The organism is Ruegeria sp. O11 (genome assembly GCF_056535285.1).
This window is the reverse complement of record NZ_JBQERS010000007.1, coordinates 137,942-155,927: the sequence shown is the minus strand read 5'-3', so window position 1 is coordinate 155,927 and position 17,986 is coordinate 137,942. Positions and strand designations below refer to the sequence as shown.

At 54.1% G+C, this 17,986-nt stretch carries 20 protein-coding genes and 2 pseudogenes; 11 read left to right on the top strand and 11 right to left on the bottom strand.

The window, feature by feature from the left end; all coding sequences use genetic code 11:
* Window positions 1-218: pseudogene (locus tag ACRZ91_RS14710) on the bottom strand (hypothetical protein); the annotation flags it as partial.
* A gap of 54 nt (window positions 219-272) precedes the next feature.
* Window positions 273-986 (bottom strand): uroporphyrinogen-III synthase, encoded by a 714-nt coding sequence (locus ACRZ91_RS14705; RefSeq protein WP_480906614.1) that lies wholly within the window; start codon window positions 984-986, stop codon window positions 273-275.
* 97 nt (window positions 987-1,083) lie between these two features.
* Between ACRZ91_RS14705 and tsaD the strand changes: the two genes are divergently transcribed.
* Genes tsaD through ACRZ91_RS14685 form a run of 4 tightly spaced genes read left to right on the top strand, consistent with a single transcriptional unit; the run spans window position 1,084 to window position 3,833 of the window.
* Window positions 1,084-2,181 carry a tRNA (adenosine(37)-N6)-threonylcarbamoyltransferase complex transferase subunit TsaD gene (gene tsaD / locus ACRZ91_RS14700; RefSeq protein ID WP_480906611.1) on the top strand — a complete coding sequence of 366 codons (1,098 nt, stop codon included), beginning with the start codon at window positions 1,084-1,086 and terminating at the stop codon, window positions 2,179-2,181.
* Window positions 2,178-3,140: an NAD(P)H-dependent glycerol-3-phosphate dehydrogenase gene (locus ACRZ91_RS14695; protein ID WP_480906609.1), complete on the top strand. Its 963-nt coding sequence runs from the start codon at window positions 2,178-2,180 to the stop codon at window positions 3,138-3,140. Before tsaD ends, ACRZ91_RS14695 begins: the two co-directional genes overlap by 4 nt.
* Before the next feature lies 1 nt (window position 3,141).
* Window positions 3,142-3,411 carry a YciI family protein gene (locus ACRZ91_RS14690; RefSeq protein ID WP_480906606.1) on the top strand — a complete coding sequence of 90 codons (270 nt, stop codon included), beginning with the start codon at window positions 3,142-3,144 and terminating at the stop codon, window positions 3,409-3,411.
* Window positions 3,411-3,833, top strand: a complete 423-nt coding sequence (locus ACRZ91_RS14685) for an EVE domain-containing protein (RefSeq protein WP_480906603.1) — start codon at window positions 3,411-3,413, stop codon at window positions 3,831-3,833. The genes ACRZ91_RS14690 and ACRZ91_RS14685 overlap by 1 nt, the downstream gene beginning before the upstream one ends.
* Before the next feature lie 222 nt (window positions 3,834-4,055).
* Here the strand turns inward: ACRZ91_RS14685 and ACRZ91_RS14680 are convergent, their stop codons facing one another.
* Window positions 4,056-4,397 (bottom strand): DUF2853 family protein, encoded by a 342-nt coding sequence (locus ACRZ91_RS14680; protein ID WP_480906600.1) that lies wholly within the window; start codon window positions 4,395-4,397, stop codon window positions 4,056-4,058.
* A 191-nt stretch (window positions 4,398-4,588) separates the two neighbouring features.
* Here ACRZ91_RS14680 and ACRZ91_RS14675 point away from each other — a divergent pair, with 191 nt between their 5' ends.
* On the top strand, window positions 4,589-5,236 hold the full coding sequence (locus tag ACRZ91_RS14675; protein ID WP_480906597.1) for a DUF899 family protein: 648 nt from the start codon (window positions 4,589-4,591) through the stop codon (window positions 5,234-5,236).
* 4 nt (window positions 5,237-5,240) lie between these two features.
* Here the strand turns inward: ACRZ91_RS14675 and ACRZ91_RS14670 are convergent, their stop codons facing one another.
* The 3 genes from ACRZ91_RS14670 to ACRZ91_RS14660 all read right to left on the bottom strand — a co-directional run bounded on the left by ACRZ91_RS14670 (window position 5,241) and on the right by ACRZ91_RS14660 (window position 7,808).
* Window positions 5,241-5,990: an extensin-like domain-containing protein gene (locus ACRZ91_RS14670; protein ID WP_480906594.1), complete on the bottom strand. Its 750-nt coding sequence runs from the start codon at window positions 5,988-5,990 to the stop codon at window positions 5,241-5,243.
* 13 nt (window positions 5,991-6,003) lie between these two features.
* Window positions 6,004-7,392: an adenosylhomocysteinase gene (gene ahcY / locus ACRZ91_RS14665; protein ID WP_010443016.1), complete on the bottom strand. Its 1,389-nt coding sequence runs from the start codon at window positions 7,390-7,392 to the stop codon at window positions 6,004-6,006.
* Between the two features lie 101 nt (window positions 7,393-7,493).
* Window positions 7,494-7,808, bottom strand: a complete 315-nt coding sequence (locus ACRZ91_RS14660; protein ID WP_480906591.1) for a hypothetical protein — start codon at window positions 7,806-7,808, stop codon at window positions 7,494-7,496.
* 207 nt (window positions 7,809-8,015) lie between these two features.
* Between ACRZ91_RS14660 and ACRZ91_RS14655 the strand changes: the two genes are divergently transcribed.
* The 3 genes from ACRZ91_RS14655 (at window position 8,016) to ACRZ91_RS14645 (ending at window position 10,509) form a co-directional block, all read left to right on the top strand.
* Window positions 8,016-8,609, top strand: a complete 594-nt coding sequence (locus tag ACRZ91_RS14655; protein ID WP_170542466.1) for an HD domain-containing protein — start codon at window positions 8,016-8,018, stop codon at window positions 8,607-8,609.
* 227 nt (window positions 8,610-8,836) lie between these two features.
* Window positions 8,837-9,508: an FkbM family methyltransferase gene (locus ACRZ91_RS14650; protein ID WP_480906588.1), complete on the top strand. Its 672-nt coding sequence runs from the start codon at window positions 8,837-8,839 to the stop codon at window positions 9,506-9,508.
* 50 nt (window positions 9,509-9,558) lie between these two features.
* Entirely contained in the window at window positions 9,559-10,509 is a 951-nt protein-coding gene (locus tag ACRZ91_RS14645) for a glycosyltransferase family 2 protein (RefSeq protein WP_480906585.1), read from the top strand.
* A 364-nt stretch (window positions 10,510-10,873) separates the two neighbouring features.
* Here the strand turns inward: ACRZ91_RS14645 and ACRZ91_RS14640 are convergent, their stop codons facing one another.
* Window positions 10,874-11,110, bottom strand: a complete 237-nt coding sequence (locus ACRZ91_RS14640; protein ID WP_480906582.1) for a hypothetical protein — start codon at window positions 11,108-11,110, stop codon at window positions 10,874-10,876.
* A 212-nt stretch (window positions 11,111-11,322) separates the two neighbouring features.
* Window positions 11,323-11,466 (bottom strand): annotated as a pseudogene (locus ACRZ91_RS14635) (two-component system response regulator); the annotation flags it as partial.
* A 234-nt stretch (window positions 11,467-11,700) separates the two neighbouring features.
* Here ACRZ91_RS14635 and ACRZ91_RS14630 point away from each other — a divergent pair.
* Window positions 11,701-12,507: a hypothetical protein gene (locus tag ACRZ91_RS14630; protein ID WP_170773519.1), complete on the top strand. Its 807-nt coding sequence runs from the start codon at window positions 11,701-11,703 to the stop codon at window positions 12,505-12,507.
* Between the two features lie 264 nt (window positions 12,508-12,771).
* Here the strand turns inward: ACRZ91_RS14630 and ACRZ91_RS14625 are convergent, their stop codons facing one another.
* The 3 genes from ACRZ91_RS14625 to ACRZ91_RS14615 form a co-directional block, all read right to left on the bottom strand.
* Window positions 12,772-13,539, bottom strand: coding sequence for a sulfotransferase family 2 domain-containing protein (locus ACRZ91_RS14625; protein ID WP_480655724.1), 768 nt, complete (start codon window positions 13,537-13,539; stop codon window positions 12,772-12,774).
* A 128-nt stretch (window positions 13,540-13,667) separates the two neighbouring features.
* Entirely contained in the window at window positions 13,668-14,222 is a 555-nt protein-coding gene (locus ACRZ91_RS14620) for an ActR/PrrA/RegA family redox response regulator transcription factor (protein ID WP_480456943.1), read from the bottom strand.
* A gap of 87 nt (window positions 14,223-14,309) precedes the next feature.
* Window positions 14,310-14,927, bottom strand: a complete 618-nt coding sequence (locus ACRZ91_RS14615) for an SCO family protein (RefSeq protein WP_480906578.1) — start codon at window positions 14,925-14,927, stop codon at window positions 14,310-14,312.
* A gap of 89 nt (window positions 14,928-15,016) precedes the next feature.
* On the opposite strand from ACRZ91_RS14615, the gene regB reads away from it, so the two are divergent.
* Window positions 15,017-16,408, top strand: coding sequence for a sensor histidine kinase RegB (gene regB, locus ACRZ91_RS14610; protein WP_170471155.1), 1,392 nt, complete (start codon window positions 15,017-15,019; stop codon window positions 16,406-16,408).
* A gap of 65 nt (window positions 16,409-16,473) precedes the next feature.
* Window positions 16,474-17,982, top strand: coding sequence for a PAS-domain containing protein (locus tag ACRZ91_RS14605; protein WP_480906575.1), 1,509 nt, complete (start codon window positions 16,474-16,476; stop codon window positions 17,980-17,982).
* Window positions 17,983-17,986: the final 4 nt, after the last annotated feature.

Here is a 17,986-nt window from a genome sequence, read left to right as displayed (position 1 = left end):
TCGGCTTCGGCTTCGGCTTCGGCTTGGGCTTCGGCTTCGGCTTCGGCTTCGGCTTCGGCTTCGGCTTCGGCTTCGGAAGTCAGCTCGTCCGCAGCATCCTCCGCGTCAACGGAATTCTCATCCGAGACTGCTTCACTTTTGGTTTCAGTGGCCTCTGCCACCTCTTCGACGCTGGGGTCTTCGACCGGCTCCTGATCGGGTTTCTTCTTATCAGCCACCGCGTTAATCCCCTTATCGATTCCCAAAACACATGAACAACAGACTTACCCAAGTTAATCCGCACCCGGCGCGCTCTCAACCCGCATCACGTGATTCAAGAGTTTTTTCACGGCTTTCTGCATTTTATCCGGGGTCGGTTCATCCGCGATCTTCAGCCGTTCAAAACGCAGTGTTTTAAGGGGTTCCGCGGCGGCCTCGCTGATCGCGGCCAGCCACAAAGGCGCAGATCCGGCCCAAACGTCGGCAAAATGTCGCGCTGTGCGGGGCGAAAATAGCGGGGCGATAATGGGTTGGTTGCCCTCGGCGGCCTGTGACGCCTCATCACTCAGCGGCAAAAGCTGCTGCCGATAGATCGGTTGTTCTCGGGTGGTCAGGCCGGATTCCGTCAGACGTTCGGCCACGTTGCCACGGCTGTGTTCTCCGCGCAGATGAAGCAGCGGGCTGCGTGGCTTGAGTTTCAGCAGATTGGCCACCAGCGCTTCTGCCGTCGCACCCAGATTCTGCGCGTCCCATCCCGCGTCCTGCGCGGCCTGCGTGGTCGCCGGACCAACGCAATAGGCGGGCAGGCTGCGATCCACAATTAATAGGGTAGCGGCGTTCACGCCATTTGCCGAGGAAAAGATCAGCCCAGCAGAATCATCGAACTCAACCGCGACCTCCAACGGTTCGATCTTTAACAAGGGTGAATGGATAACCGCGACTTGCGACCGAATGTGGTCTGGCAGTTGCGCTACGAACCTGTCCGAGGCGGCGCGAGGGCGGGTCATCAACAAATACAACGGTCGGCGCCTTCGGCCTTGGGATTGTTTGCGTCCGCGCGGGGTGATACCCCGCTTGGCAATCATGATGCAACGGATCAGGCCTATGGTGCAAACACTTACCGTCCTCGGACTGGAAAGCAGCTGCGACGATACCGCTGCCGCCGTGGTGCGGCAGTGCACAGGCGCACGGGCTGAGATCTTGTCATCCGTGGTACATGGTCAGACTGAATTGCACAGCGCCTATGGTGGTGTTGTGCCCGAGATCGCAGCGCGTGCGCATGCCGAGAAGCTGGATATTTGCGTCAAACAGGCTCTAACACAGGCCGAAATTGGCTTATGTGATCTGGATGCAATCGCCGTGACAGCCGGGCCGGGCCTGATCGGCGGCGTGATGTCGGGCGTGATGTGCGCAAAGGGTCTGAGTGCGGCGACCGGGTTGCCGCTGATCGGGGTGAACCATCTGGCCGGACACGCGCTGACGCCACGCCTGACCGACGGAATTGCCTTTCCCTACCTGATGCTGCTGGTCTCAGGCGGCCACTGCCAATACCTGATCGCGCATGGACCGGAGCAATTTACCCGTCTCGGCGGCACAATCGATGATGCCCCCGGAGAGGCCTTTGACAAGACCGCCCGTCTGCTGGGTCTGCCGCAGCCAGGCGGCCCCTCGGTCGAGGCCGAGGCCCGTGTGGGCGATCCCAAACATTTCCGCTTTCCCCGGCCCCTTCTGGATCGTCCAGGATGTGACTTATCCTTCTCGGGGCTCAAGACCGCGCTGATGCGGATGCGGGATCAGATCGTAGCCGAGAAGGGGGGACTGACCCGGCAGGATCGCGCCGATCTATGTGCCGGATTTCAACAGGCAATCGTCGATACTCTGGCCGAGAAAACCCGCCGCGCGATTACACTGTATCTTGAGGCATCACCGGCTGAACCGGTTATCGCCGTTGCCGGTGGAGTTGCTGCAAATACCGCCATACGGGCAGCGTTAGAGACTGTTTCTGTGGAAATGGGTACCCGATTTACCGCCCCACCTTTGGCCTTATGTACCGACAATGCCGCCATGATTGCCTATGCGGGTATCGAGCGATTCCGTGCAGGTGCGCGGGATGGCTTGGACCTGACGGCACGACCCCGCTGGCCCTTGGATCAAACCAGCCCATCGATGCTAGGTGGCGGCAAGAAAGGAGCCAAGGCATGAGCGTTTCAGTTCTTGGATCAGGTGCCTTTGGAACCGCTTTGGCCATATCATTGGCGGGAAATGGCCCCGTTACGCTTTGGTCGCGGAATTCCGATCAGGCAAGGCAAATGCAGCAATCGCGCAAAAATGTCGATCGCCTGCCGGGCGTCACGCTGCTTGCCAACATCACGGTGACTGCCGAGATTGAACAGGCGGTGCGGTCCGATGTCCTACTACTTGCCGTGCCAATGCAAAAACTGCGTAGTGCCCTGAAACTTCACGCAGCACGGCTGAGCGGGAAGGTTCTGGTTGCCTGTTGTAAGGGGATCGAACTGTCGACGGGTCTGGGTCCTGTCGCCGTCATCCGTCAAACCGTGCCGGACGCTCAACCGGCCCTGCTAACCGGTCCCAGCTTTGCCGACGACATCGCGCGCGGTCTGCCCACGGCGCTAACGCTGGCTTGTGCTGATGGCGAACTGGGCGAGGCGCTTCAGCAAGAGCTGACAACCACCAACCTGCGTCTTTATCGAACCGCCGATACCATCGGGGCCGAGTTGGGTGGCGCGCTAAAGAATGTGATGGCTATCGGTTGCGGCGCGGCCATTGGCGCAGGCCTTGGCGACAGCGCCCGCGCTGCATTGATCACACGCGGATTTGCCGAGATGCAGCGCTTTGCCGCGCTGCGCGGCGCACAACCGGATACGCTGATGGGGCTGTCAGGGCTGGGCGATCTGGTATTGACCTGCTCGTCCGAATTATCGCGAAATTACCGTTTTGGCCTGTGTTTGGGTCTAAACAAACCTTTTGACAGCACAACAACTGTCGAAGGCGTCGCCACCGCACAGGCCATGTCCGCGATCGCCGCCAGCGAAGGGCTGGACATGCCGATCAGCGCAACGGTGGCGAAACTCAGCAGCGGTGCATACAGTGTCACCGACGCGATTCAGGCCCTGCTGGGTCGCCCACTCAAGGAGGAATAATATGCTCATCGCCCTGATCGCCCGTGACAAAGCCGGAGCCCTGCAAACCCGGCTGGACAACCGCGCGGCACATTTGGCCTATATCGATGACACTGGTGTGGTGGCGCAGGCCGGGCCGTTGCTGGAAGGTGATGCGATGATCGGATCGCTGGTCATTCTGGATGTCGAGAATCTGGCCGCAGCTGAGGCCTGGGCCGCAAATGACCCCTATGCGCTGGCCGGGCTGTTCGACTCGGTCGAGTTGATCCCGTGGAAGAAGGTCATCGGCTGATGGCATACTGGCTGTTCAAATCCGAACCCTCGACCTGGAGCTGGGATCAGCAGGTTGCCAAAGGGGATGCAGGCGAGGAATGGGACGGGGTCCGCAACTACCAGGCCCGCAATTTCATGCGTCAGATGCAGATCGGTGATCGGGGGTTTTTCTACCATTCGCAAAAGGACAAGGCGATTGTTGGCATTGTCGAGGTCTGCGCCGAGGCCCATCCCGACAGCACCACCGATGATGAGCGCTGGGAATGCGTGGATATCAAGGCCGTCCGGCCATTCTCCACCACTGTTACGCTGGATCAGATCAAGGCAGATGAACGTCTGGCTGAAATGGTTCTGGTCAAGAACTCGCGCCTGTCGGTGCAGCCGGTCAGCGATGCAGAATGGCAGGTGATCTGCGGACTAGGTCAGACCGAAGCAGATTGAATAAAAAGGGAAGGTCCTGACGGATGCAGAACCTTCCCTACCCCGCGTGCTCCCAAACTCACCACACGCATACGGAAATCTGTTGGTTCTGACCGTCCTGGTCATGACCTGACCTTAGCCGATTTCAGAACCGCGCTTCAAACGCCAAGTGTTTAGAGTTTCATTCAAATACAGAACACCCGCCGGTAGGACCGACGGGTGCTAAGTTGGTTTCAGGCTGAATCAGCTATAGACCGCTTCTTTGCCGAAATGCTTGGTCAGCATGTAATAGACCACGGCGCGATACTTATTCCGCTCGGACATGCCATAGGTTTCCATGGCCTTGTTGATCCCTTCCATCAACTCGGGGCCGTCGGACAGGCCCAGCTTTTTGATCAGGAAGTTGTTCTTGACCGTCTCAAGCTCACCTTCTTGGCTGGCCGCCACTGTCGACGCATCCGCGTCATAGATCGCCGGACCGCAACCGATGGTGACCTTGGTCAGCAGGTCCAAATCGGGGTCCATCCCGCATTTGCCTTTCAGATCTTCAGCGTATTTGGCGATCAGTTCGTCGCGTTTGCCCATGTCCCAGTCTCCTTAATCCATCGTCACGGAAGTTTTTACCGATGCGCAAGAGACTAGCCTTGTCAGCGAAATTCCCAAAAGGGAAAAATCACAAGGTTTCCCCCTAGGCTGAACTTTGCGGGACTCCTCGATTTGATTTTTCCAGATTTATTATTTAACTTTTTTGTTAATTATGATTCCCGGAGGTGCTCATGCCCGTTTCCCTGCCCAATGAAACCACTGAATATCGATCCGCACGTAACGCACTCCTTTCTGCCGAGCGGGACCTGAGAGCAAAGGTTGAAGAGGTTGCGGCCTTGCGCCGTTCTCTTCCAACCGGGGGCAAAATCCCCGACGATTATGCGTTCCAAGATCTGGCCGGCGAGGGTGCGCCGTTGTCTTCGCTGTTTGGTGATAAGGACACGCTGATCATTTATTCGCTGATGTACGGACCTAATGCGGAACGCCCCTGCCCTATGTGTTCGGCGTTTCTGGATGGACTGAACTCTCAGATCCACCATCTCATACAGAACGCCTCGGTTGCCGTTGTGGCGCAGAATACGCCCGAAAAACTCTCGGCGCTCAAGGATGAGATGGGTTGGAATGCGCTGCCGCTCTATTCTGCATTGGGAACGAATTACCAGAGTGACTATCTGGCCCAGACCGAGGGTGGTGATCAGCTTCCTATCCTGAATGTCTTTCAGCGCCTGCCAGATGGTATTCATCACTTCTGGAGTTCCGAGTTGTTCTTTGAACCCAGCGACTGGCATCCCCGGCACGTGGATGCGGCTTGGCCGTTGTGGAATGTGCTGGATCTTACACCGCAGGGCCGCGGAAATTTCATTCCTGCGTTGCGCTGAGATACTATCGGCAGTAGCCCCAGCCAGGCCCCTGCAGGTGAAAGTGATCGGCATGTAAGCGGTTGAAGTCGGGGCCAAGGACCACGCGGAACCAGTCACAGGCTCCGCGCCCGATCCGACGCAGGAAATCGGCCTCGGGGCCGTCGGTGCCCCAGTCAGACAGCAGGTTCAAGCTGCGCCCATCCGAGAGGTCCAGCCCGACGATATCGATCGCGTCTGCAGTGGCGTGGCTGCTCCAACCATTGTCTTGTCCTTGCGCGGTGCGCATCCGGCGGCAATTATAGCTGCCAATCTGGCGCAATCGGCTGACTGCGGTACCTAATACCTTCTCTGCGGCAGGCTGCACCACATGATGTTCCCACATGGCAAGCCGTAAGGTGGTGGCGCAACGGGTCTCAATCGCCGCGATCCGTGCTTTCACCAAGTTGGTCAATCGGCCCCGCCCCGCAATCCCACAGTTCTCTTCCACGACCAGATCTTCCATCGGTTCAAACTGTACCCCAGCCTCAGCCAGAGCGGCGCGGCACATGACGTCATCCGCCAGCGCTCGGTTCAGTTGATAGGTTGTGACCGGAGTCACCGGCGCAGTCACGGTCAGCTCACGCAGCGGGTTCCAGTACGGGGGCACCGGAGTGTTGGGATGGGCAAGCAGCCACCAAACGCCTCCGACCAACACGATCAACAGCGTTAAGAGGCCAAAAAGAAAAGACGCCGCCGAAAGCAGGAATCGGCGGCGTCTGGAAGGCTTGGTCATGCGTCTTTCGCACTTAGTAGCGGTAGTGTTCCGGCTTGTAAGGGCCTTCGGGTTTCACCCCGATATAGGCCGCCTGATCGCTATCCATCTGGGTCAGCTTCACGCCGATGCGGTCCAGATGCAGACGAGCGACTTTTTCATCCAGATGCTTGGGCAGGATGTAGACTTCGTTCTTGTACTCATCGCCCTTGGTGAACAGTTCGATTTGCGCCAGAACCTGGTTGGTGAACGAGGCCGACATCACAAAAGAGGGGTGCCCCGTGGCATTGCCGAGGTTCAGCAAGCGGCCTTCGGACAGCAGGATGATGCGGTTGCCCGAAGGCATCTCGATCATATCAACCTGTTCCTTGATGTTGGTCCATTTGTGGTTCTTCAGGCTGGCGACCTGAATTTCATTGTCGAAGTGACCAATGTTGCCAACAATGGCCATGTCCTTCATCGCGCGCATATGCTCGATGCGGATCACGTCCTTGTTGCCGGTGGTTGTGATGAAGATATCCGCGCTGGCAACTTCGTCTTCCAGCAGGGTGACTTCGAACCCGTCCATTGCAGCCTGCAGGGCGCAGATCGGGTCAACTTCGGTGACTTTCACGCGCGCACCAGCGCCGCGAAGCGAGGCAGCCGAGCCTTTGCCCACGTCGCCATACCCGCAGACTACGGCAACCTTACCGGCCATCATGGTGTCGGTGGCGCGGCGGATGCCGTCTACCAGCGACTCTTTACAGCCATATTTGTTGTCAAATTTCGACTTGGTGACCGAGTCGTTCACGTTGATCGCCGGGAATGGCAGGTGACCATCTTTTACCAGCTGATACAGGCGGTTCACACCGGTGGTGGTTTCTTCAGAGACGCCTTGGATCTGGTCGCGCATTTTGGTGAACCAGCCTGGAGACGCGGCCATGCGCTTGGCGATCTGCTTTTTAATCACTTCTTCCTCTTCCGAACCCGGAACAGGGATGATGTCCTCACCTGCCTCGGCCCGTGCGCCCAGCAGGATATACAGCGTGGCGTCGCCACCATCGTCGAGGATCATGTTCGGGCCATCTTCGAACAGGAATGATTTGTCCAGGTAATCCCAATGCTCTTCCAGCGTCTGGCCTTTGATCGCGAAGACCGGGATGCCGGCCTCGGCAATTGCAGCGGCCGCGTGATCCTGCGTTGAGAAGATATTGCACGATGCCCAGCGCACATCCGCGCCAAGCGCCACCAGCGTTTCGATCAGAACTGCGGTCTGAATAGTCATGTGCAGCGAACCCACGATCCGGGCACCACTCAGTGGTTTGCTCTCACCATATTCTGCGCGCAGGGCCATCAGGCCTGGCATCTCCGTTTCGGCGATATCCAGCTCTTTGCGGCCAAACCCGGCCAGCGAAATGTCTTTGACGATATAGTCCCCGGCCATCAGGTGCTCCACTCCGGTAAATCTTGATCCGGGCTGCCCTAGCATTCATTGGGGCAGGTGGCAACGCAGGTGGCCGGGGTTAATTCCTGACACTGAAAATATCAGCTTGGCGTACCCTCAACTTTGATCTTTGGGATCGCTTCAAAAAAATCCGTGCCAACGGCGACAATGCAACTGATGCCGTTTGCTTGGGTCACCAGGACGGTATAGCTTCCTGTTTCCTTCGAGGTCCAAACCTCCATGACCGACTGTGTGCCACGAGACTTCTGAAGACCACCAAAGGCTAATTCCTCGGCATATCTGTCTTGCAGTTTGGTAATCACGTGCTCGCGTTCTGCACAATTTTGTGCAAATGCAGGCGGTGCAGTTGCAGCCATTCCAAAGGCGAGGGCGGTAGCAAATAAACGCTTGAACATAACAAGCTCCTTTCGATACGAGTTTCGCTTCGAGAGGGGCGCAACTGGGAGGAGTCTGCACCCCCCTCAGTCCTTAATGTCGGGATCGTATCGCACCGGTTCAAAGCACGAATGCTCAAGAAACTGTTGGCAGCATGTGATCCTGACAGGTACATCATAGCATAAGAACACGGATTAAACGTGTCCTAGTTCACAAGGCATGGCAAAATGGCAACACAACCCAGAGCGTGGCAAAGAATGCTGTCGGGTCGTCGGCTGGATTTACTGGACCCGACACCGGTGGATATCGAAATCGAAGATATCGCCCACGGGCTGGCCTTTGTAGCACGTTGGAACGGTCAGACCAACGGGGATTTCGCCTATTCCGTGGCCGAACATTCCTTGCTGGTGGAACAGCTTTTTGGCCGCATCGCACCAAATGCACCAACAAAATGGCGATTAGCCGCACTGTTACACGACGCGCCCGAATATGTGATCGGAGACATGATTTCCCCGGTCAAATCTGCGGTCGGCCCGGATTATGGCGCGCTGGACGACCGGTTGGCAGCTGCAATCCATATCCGTTTCGGGTTGCCTGCCGCGGTGCCGCAAACGGTGAAGCGCCAGATCAAGAAAGCCGACAAGATCAGCGCCTGGATGGAAGCGACACAAATCGCGGGCTTTTCGGATACTGAGGCGACAAAATTCTTCGGCCGCCCCGACAAGCCAATTCTGGAGGGGCTGCAGATCAAGCTGCGCCCTCCCATCGAGGTAAGAGAAGCATATACCAAACGGCATCAGGAGTTGCTGGACAGCCTCTAAGTCACCGATAGATCGGAGTTGCGGCCTGTGCTAATTTGCCATCAAAACAAGACTATAGCCGGGCACAGGTTCTAATGAGCGATGCAGACAGTCAGGTATCGGTACCGAAGGCGAGATTGGATTACGCCAACGCCTGCTTACGTGAGGCCTACAACCTCACAGGCCGCGGTCGGGTGCGCAATCTGATCCGAAAATCACTACTGCCGCAGATGGTCACCTACCGAAACTTGAACATCCATCTGCATCCCTATGACAATTTCAGTGAGTTTGTACTCTGGCGAAAAGGGCGATCTCCGGAAGAGCTTGAGCTGAATTGGCTGAAAGAGACCTTTGAAGGGAAAACGCTCAAGGTCTTGGATATTGGCGCTAATTTTGGTCTTTACTCGTTGTTCTTTGCGTCAATCCTCGGCCCAGAATCCCAAATTTCTGCGTTCGAGCCAAACCCGGTGCTGGCGGATCGCTTGTCTAGAAACTGTGCGTTGAACGGTTTCGGCAACGTCGATCTGAACACGTTCGCCATCTCGGACGAATCTGTCGAAGCTGCGCTTTCGATAGAGCTTCGCGGCGATACCGCCACCAATCTGGGTGAAGGGCGATTGACGAATGACATGGCATGCGTGGACAAGTCAAAATACCAACTCATTCAAGTGCAAACCCGGACACTGTTAGAGCTAAAACATCTATACGGAGCGGACTTTATCAAGCTGGATGTTGAAGGGCACGAGCCGCGCATCCTCACGCCCTTCCTTGCGGCTGCCAACGACAACGCGCTCCCGTGCTATTTACAACTGGAAACTGTCAATCTCGGTACAGGTGCGAAAAGCCTGTTTGCTGCTCTGGCAGCTCATGGATATGAAAATACCTTTCAAACCCAGCGCAATATCATCTTCAGAAGGTAGGCTGTGCATCAAGGATCAACGACCATGAACAAACCTGGGGTCGAACCGGCATGAATGTTGGGTTGTTTTCCTGCGCAAAGAATGAAGGGCCATTCATTCTTGAGTGGGTCGCTTATCATCTGCTGATCGGGTTCGATCCGATCCTGATCTACAGCAATAATTCAACCGACGGTACGACCGAACTGCTTGATGTGCTTGATAAAAACGGGGTTATTTCTCATTTTTTGCAAGATCTGAATCCGGGCGATATCCCCCAACATGAGGCCGCTGAGAAGGCCTATTTGCATCCATCGCTCATTTATGCCGATTGGTTGATGTGGCTCGATAGTGACGAATTCCTCTACTGTTCAGGTCCTAACAATCAAGTCTCAGATCTGATCAATCGCTGTCATGGAAAAGCGGAAGGTATCGCGGTGAACTGGCTGATCTTCGGAGACGGGCATCATGCGACCTGGGAGCCCGGACTGATCACCCAGCGCTTTCTGAGACGCGCCGAGAATGACCATCGCCTGCATCAACGCTATAAGACGCTCTTTCAGACCTCCGAAAAGATACGCGGGTTCGGTATTCATCGACCCCATTTATACAGAGGGTTTCAGCAAGACGGGGGGCAATTCATCAACGCATCCGGATATCCCATGCATGACGATATTTATCGCTCTGGCGTGCGTCGGAGACACGCATTTGGGGCCGCGCCCAAAAATCTAATCTCGCACGATTGGGCGGCCGTTTTTCACTACCCGGTGAAAACACGCGACAGTTTCGAGCTAAAGCGCCTACGGGGTCAGGGCACTAAACCAATTGATGCACCTGACCGGTACAGCCGGTTTCGCGAACAGTATTGGAAGAAATACAATCAAAACAGTATCGTGGATGACAGAATGCTGGCGATGGGTGACAGGCTGCAAGCGAAAATGGACGCGTTACTGGCAATTCCCAATGTCTCCCACGCTCACTCACATTGCCTCAAGGTTTATGCGCAGAGTATTCTGGAGCGATAACAACATCCCACACCTTGATTTGCAAAGCGGCATAAAGATCGGAAAATTCCAACATAGCCTGAGTGATCGGGTAACTTACTCGAAAAAAATCAGTTCTCGAATTGAGGCACCGAAGACTACAAGGTCTCCGAATTTGAAACCATAGTTCTCGGTGGGCGATCCAGTAATGCGTCGGTTGGGGATTTGGGGCCGGTTTTGACCGCTGGCTCAATTACGCAACGACCTTTAGTACGCAACGATTTTTCCGAACGGCATTGGCAATTATCGTTACAGACGTAGAATCGCTCTATTGCCCACCGGATGACATCACCTTCGGCGGACAAACATACACCCTTTACCAAAGTCTGCAGCCTCGATCGACCACTTAGCCTAAGTCGAAGATATCTGTTGGCAAAATGGCTGCAGGAATCTCAATATCAGCCATTGCTTCCTCAGGAAGAGTAAGATCCGGCAAATCCGGCGCTTCAATGGGGAACACATGCTCAGGAAGCTCGGGCATACCGGCATCTTCAGGTGGTCCCACTACGGGAAAATCGATGCCTAATTCGAAGAGCTTTTCGATTGCTTTCTGCGAAGGGTTTGGTCTCATGTCCGGCTTCATATCGCTTGATCCTCTGAACGGTTTGCCTGACCTGCCTCTTACTTGACGGCATTGTTGCAACTACAACACCGCGATGATGTCACAGAGAATCTAAACACGATTTGAACACATTGTTCACATTGCGTTAATTTTGTTTACAGAATATCAACAGTTCAACTCAGTTGGGATATGATACCAATCTTCTGGAAAAATTTTTTACAAACTTGAAATTGTCATCGAGGATCGCGCTTCACCAATATCCACTGCAACGTACGGAAGTGCATTTTCAGGCACAGGGCTGTTTCAGTGACATTCCGATCGCGCAGCTCATAAACCCGTAAAATAGGCTCATAGCGGACGCGGTCTGCGTCCTTGGGTTATTCAGGCAGCAGAAGGGCGTACAACACTATGGTAAATTGAGAAAATTAGTTGATTGCCGCGATTTTTTGATGATTGGACATCGGATCAAGCCAAAGCGCTCAGGATATCTCTAATTCACACTTAGTTAGTCAAATCCTGCATCGATATCATATCTTCAAACGGTGCCCATTCAGATCCGTTGTCAACATGCTTCATGTATGTCATACGCAAAACTACTTTAGAGGTTTTTTATGGAACGCAGTCAGGTGGCGTCGCTATGGATTGGCAAACGCCTGAGCTTTTTAGACCTTCTTTGCCTCAAATCATTTGATGATATTAGTCAACGGGTCACATTATTTTCGTATAGCCCAATCGAAAATTTACCTTCGTATGTCACTCAAGCCGACGCCCGAAGCGTATACGATCCAGAGCGAATTCTGCTTCAAAGAGTTGGAAACGGTTTTGTCCGGCGAAGTCCAGCACTACATTCCGACATTTTTCGACTACATCTTCTCGAGAAAACCAACTTTATTTGGGCAGATACAGACGCTTACGCGCTAAAACCCCTAATAACTACGAATGGTTATCTGTTTGGAAGGGTAGGCTCAAACATTCTAAATGGCGTGCTTGCGCTGCCAAAAGACAGTAATACCCTCAAAAAGATGCTGGAATTCTCAGCAAACGATAATGAATTCCCTCCTTGGTGGGACCAGCCGACTCGTCGGAGACACCTGGAGAAGAATCTTCCTATTCAGCCTGAGTTTTTCCCTTGGGGAACATATGGTCCTCGGGCCTTGCAGTACTTTTTGGGGGAAACTGGTGAAGCAATACATGCTTCCAGAAGCGACGTATTATATCCCGTTAAAGCGCGTCACAGAGACATCTTATTGACCCGATCAGAAATCGAGATCCCTAAAAGGGCTCTTTCGATTCATCTATACTCTACCAATCTAAGAGCGGTGATCAGGCGCAATTTTGGTGGGAAAATACCCGAAGGGTGCTTTCTGCATCGATTGTGCGAGAAGCATGGTATCGATCCACATGAGGCCCCACTTTGAGCAATTAACAGCACCGAGGAGTGCAACTGGTTATTTTACTGCGGGTTTCGCTTTGCCAATATCCGTCGAAACACACGGCGGTAGGTTTTTAGCCAACGTGCAGTCTCCAAACTTTGGTACAACGCCTCCAGTCAAACTCTTGCATTGTCTCCAGATAAGTCTTGATTCCAAAAAAACGGCTCATGGATTTTCGTAGAAGCTTCGAGTTCGTTAAATATCAATTTTTACAGCGAACTTGGATCAAACGGCCAATATCGCTCAGCGTCAGCTAAACCGTGTTTTTACGTTTTCGAACATCTCAAAATCCATCGAGAACGCGGATTCAAGGTTCATATGATCAGTTCTCGTCAAGCTCTGTATGGCGTCTTTGGAAGAAGAAGAGTGCCCTAATGAGCTGCGGGTATCCTGCATCTCAGTTTGGTTTCCAAAAATCTCATAAGAGATATGCTCCACCGCCGTATTCAGATCGTCAACGCGACCAATGAAATCGAAATCGATGAAATCAAAACTGATTTCTTTGCGTTGCGGACGCCAGTGACGGTTCAAGTCACGCGCAGTTTCGTCATGCGCAATGATGTCGAGAAAGTCTGACAATCCGAGATCGCCATCTGGTTCTCTACCAACATGCCGCAGAAACTTCTCTTTTTGACCCGGGGTTTTTAATAGATACCCAAAAAAAGCACTGAGCGTGCGCGCAGTCGGGTGACGAACGACCGAGAAGCAAAACCGCGTCCTTTCTTCTAGCGCTTCAATTGCTGACGGGACATCCAACGCCTTCCTTCCAGTCTTGATCAGCGATTTCGGCGGGTTGTGTATGCTTTTCATATCAATCTGCATTGAACCACCGGCCTGCGCATTCAACCTGTGCAGCAAAGTGGCAATAACCGTTGAACAGGCGCATTTATGATTTTTCATATACAGAAATGTACGCACTGGCGGATCAAACGCCGGCATATGAACGATTTGCAAAAAATGCCTTTGATGGTGGTAGTTTTTGAGAATATCTGAGGCACTGGGCGCGTTCGATTCCATCAAGATATCCCTTTACCCCGAGTTTTCGACCTAGTTGGTTTCAACTACTGAAAGACACCTGGAGCTTCTGAGAAACGCAGTTGCTCTGCGATATACCTCAGGATTTGCAAATTTACCTATGAGATGACCTATCGTGGGCTGCGCTTCGCCAAAATCCGCTGCAACGTCCTGCGGTGCATGTTCAGGCGGCGCGCTGTTTCCGAGACATTGCGATCACACAGCTCATACACACGCTGGATATGTTCCCATCGAACACGGTCGGCACTCATGGGGTTTTCCGGCGGCGGGGGCATTTCGTCACCCTTTGCCAACAATGCGTTGGTGATATCAGTCGCGTCGGCGGGTTTGGACAGATAATCGGTTGCGCCAATCTTGACCGCTGCGACTGCAGTGGCGATGGCTCCGTACCCGGTCAGAACCACAACCCGGCTGTCCGGGCGCTTTTCACGCAGAACTTCGACCACATCAAGCCCGTTGCCATCCTCAAGCCGCAGATCAACCACAGCATATGCGGGTGGTCGTGCGGTCGATATGGCGCGGCCCGCTGCGACAGAGCCTGCGGTCTCAACGTCGAATCCACGTTTTTCCATGGCCTTGGCCAGACGTCTCAGAAACGGCTCGTCATCATCTACCAGAAGCAGCGATTTATCGGGGCCGATTTCAAGCTGGGAACTGTCTGCCATATGTGGGTCTTTCCGCTATTTCACGCTTTTTGGCTTTAACATGAGTAATAGCAGCGCCATTCCAAAGGTCAAACCGACTGTTGCGCGTTAGATCTTGTCAAGGAAACAACCAACCTTGTCCGCCATCTGTTCGGCGGTATCATCACGCTTGAAGAATTCAAGGAAACCGTCCTCGGGCGTGACCAGGTATGTGAAAGTCGAGTGATCGACCAAGTAGTACTCATCGCTTTTGTCATGCGCTTTGTAGTAGGTTTTGTAGGCCTTGCTCGCGGCTTTTACCTGTTCGGCTGAGCCAGTCAGGGCGATCATACGTTCATGCAGGTTGAACGCGTAATCATCCAATACTTCGGGCGTATCGCGGTCAGGGTCAATTGAAATAAACAAGGGAGTCACCGACTGGCCGCGTTCGGCAAGCAGGTCAACCGCTTCGGCATTGCGGGACATGTCGAAAGGGCAGACATCGGGGCAGAACGTATATCCGAAATAGATCAACGTTGGTTCGGTGATCACATCCACGTCAGTCACCGTTGCACCCTTGCTGTTGACCAGCTCGAACGGTCCACCGATCGCAGCGCTGCCGCCTGCGATCTGGCTTGAGCGGCACTGGGCAAACTTGTCATCCGAACCGCTGCGTGTCAGCAGCCACATTGCACCCAGACCAACGGCCAAAACAACAGTTGCGAGTATGGCATAAAGACGGAGCATGACGGCTATCCTGAGACGAAGGTTGTTGATCGGTTCGGTCGGCACTCCTATCAACGTTGTGGGCCGACGCAATAGGACATAATCGACAGATGACGGATTCCAACACCAGCCTTTGGCGCGGGCAAGAACGCAGCACCTGGATCAGGTTGCGGACACTGATCCTGTTGCGATGGGTGGCCATCATTGGACAGTTCACGGCAATCACAGTCGCGCAACAATACTATAATGTGCAGCTCGAGCTTGGCCTGTGTTACTTTGCCATTGGCGTTTCCGTCATGGGCAATCTGACAGCGATCCTGCTTTTCCCCGAAAACAAGCGCCTGTCCGAGTTCGAGAATTTTCTGATGGTGCTGTTCGACCTGCTGCAACTGTCGATACTGCTCTATCTGACTGGCGGGCTGAACAATCCTTTTGCGCTACTGTTGATCGGGCCGGTGACGATTTCAGCCAATGTGATGAGCACCCGCTCGACCCTGATCATCGGCAGCGTTGCAGTGATCCTGACAACATTGCTGGCGCAGTTTCACCTGCCGCTGCGTACCAATCTGGGCCTTGTTTTGGATATCCCTGACATATTGTTGTTCGGAAACTGGGCCGCAATCATCATCGCCATTATATTCATCGGCGCCTATTCCCATCGTATCAGCTCAGAAGTGCAGTCGATGTCCGAGGCGCTGTCGGCCACGCATATGGCACTGGCGCGCGAACAAAAGCTCACCGATCTTGGCGGCGTCGTCGCAGCCGCTGCGCATGAGTTGGGGACACCTTTGGCCACGATCAAGCTGGCCAGTTCAGAGTTGATCGAAGAGCTGGACGATCGCCCCGAACTGAAAGAAGACGCGGCTTTGATCCGTGAGCAGGCCGACCGTTGCCGCGATATATTGCGTGACATGGGACGGGCCGGAAAAGATGACCTTCACCTCCGGCAGGCCCCTTTGTCGACGGTGATCCACGAATCTGCAGAACCGCATATCAACCGGGGCAAGCAAGTGCATTTCGAAGAGAAGCCGGTTGCCGACGGCGATGTTCAGCAACCCTCAATTCTGCGCAAGCCCGAGATCATTCACGGATTGCGCAATTTAATCCAGAATGCTGTGGATTTTGCACGGGCAAATGTCTGGATCGAGGCTGAATGGACCTCGGATCAGATCAGTGTTTCGATAATGGATGACGGTCGCGGATATCCCTCACACATTATCGGACGAATTGGCGATCCGTTCATGCGCCGCCGCCGGGCCGACCGCAGCAGCCGGCCCGAATATGAAGGCATGGGGCTTGGATTGTTCATTGCCAAAACCCTGCTCGAGCGCAGTGGCGCCGAGCTTTACTTTGCTAATGGCGCAGACCCGTATCAAACTTTGACAGATCAGCAGGAACGCAAAGGGGCAATCGTCAAGGTAATCTGGCCGCGCAAACTGATTGATGCGCAAACAGGCGACACGCCAGTCCCCTCGGGCGCAAACCAACCCTTCCAGATCTAAGTTAAGATCCCGTTAACTATTGCCCTTCATACAGGCTCGGGTTGTTTTGACAGGGGCGTTGAATAATGGCCGACTGGATCATTCTGGCCGCTATCAGCATGGTATCGGCCTGTTTTGCCATATTGTGGTTGTTGCCTCGGCACCAGAAATCGTTTGTAGATTACGGGCTGTCGTCGCCCGGATCGCTATTTGATGTGGTCTTCCTTTTCGATGGGGACAGGTTGATCAGCCACTCTGATATCGCATTGGCCGGATATGAGTCCGTCACCAACTGGTCCGATCTGCACAGGCTGCTTCAGCGTGACTATCCCTCTTTCCCGGAAACACCCGAACTCGTTCGGGCTCGGGGCCATCTGGTTGTATCCGCAATTGATTGCACAGTTGACCGCGAAGTCTCATGTGAATGGATAGATGGAGTGATCCGCGTCCAGTTGCGCGATCTGAAGGACACTGTATCGGCAAAGCGCGCCGACCCGAATGACCCGACCCGTTTAGCGATGGATCAAGCACCTTACCCGGTATGGCTGTCGGGCGAATGCAACACGGTGCGTTGGTGTAACGCGGCATATGTTTCTCTGGCTCGGAAAATCTCGGGGCCGGATGCGGATTTGACCAAACCGGTTTTTCCAATGCTTTCAGACGAGGCGCAACTGGGCCGGAAATCCCGTGTCTCGGTTCAGATCAAAGACAGTGAATCCAGATTGTGGTTTGATCTGACCCGTGTTGCCCAAGACCAGGGTCAGTTGTGTTATGCCGTCGATATCAACGCGATTGTTGAGGCGGAAACCGTGCAGCGCAAATTCGTTCAGACAATGACCAAAACCTTTGCCCAACTCTCAATTGGTCTGGCCATTTTTGACCGTAACAGCCAGTTGGCTTTGTTTAATCCTGCACTGATTGATCTGACCTCACTGCCGCCGGATTTTCTGAGCCTTCGCCCCAGTCTGTCCAGCTTTTTTGACCGGTTGCGCGATCAGCATATGATGCCAGAGCCCAAAAACTACCGAAGCTGGCGGCGTCAGATGAATGATCTGCTGGAGGCGGCCCAGGATGGGAACTATCAGGAAACTTGGTCATTACCTTCAGGCTCAGTCTATTCCGTCAGCGGACGCCCACACCCGGATGGCGCTGTGGCCTTTCTGTTCGAAGATATCACCGCCGAAATTACGTTGACGCGCAGGTTCCGCGCTGAGATGGATTTGATGCAGTCCATTCTGGACAAGCTTGCTGATGCGATCGCTGTCTTTTCGGATGACGGGACGCTGGCAACGACGAACTATGCCTACCAGTTGATGTGGGGTGACAGCGGCGAGGTCGGGTTTGAGCCTACTACTGTTCTTGAAATCACCCGCCAGTGGCAGGAACATTGCGCCGCCACTCCAATCCTTGGCGAGATCCGGGAATTTGTAACCACGCGCGAGAACCGGGCCGAATGGTCAGGCGAACTGACCCTAAAGTCGGGCAGTACAATGACCTGCACAGTCAGTCCCATGCAAAACGGGGCAACCATCGTTCGCTTCACCTCAGACAGTGCCGTTGAAAACATCGCGCAGCAGCAAAAAATCAGCGCCTGAACCG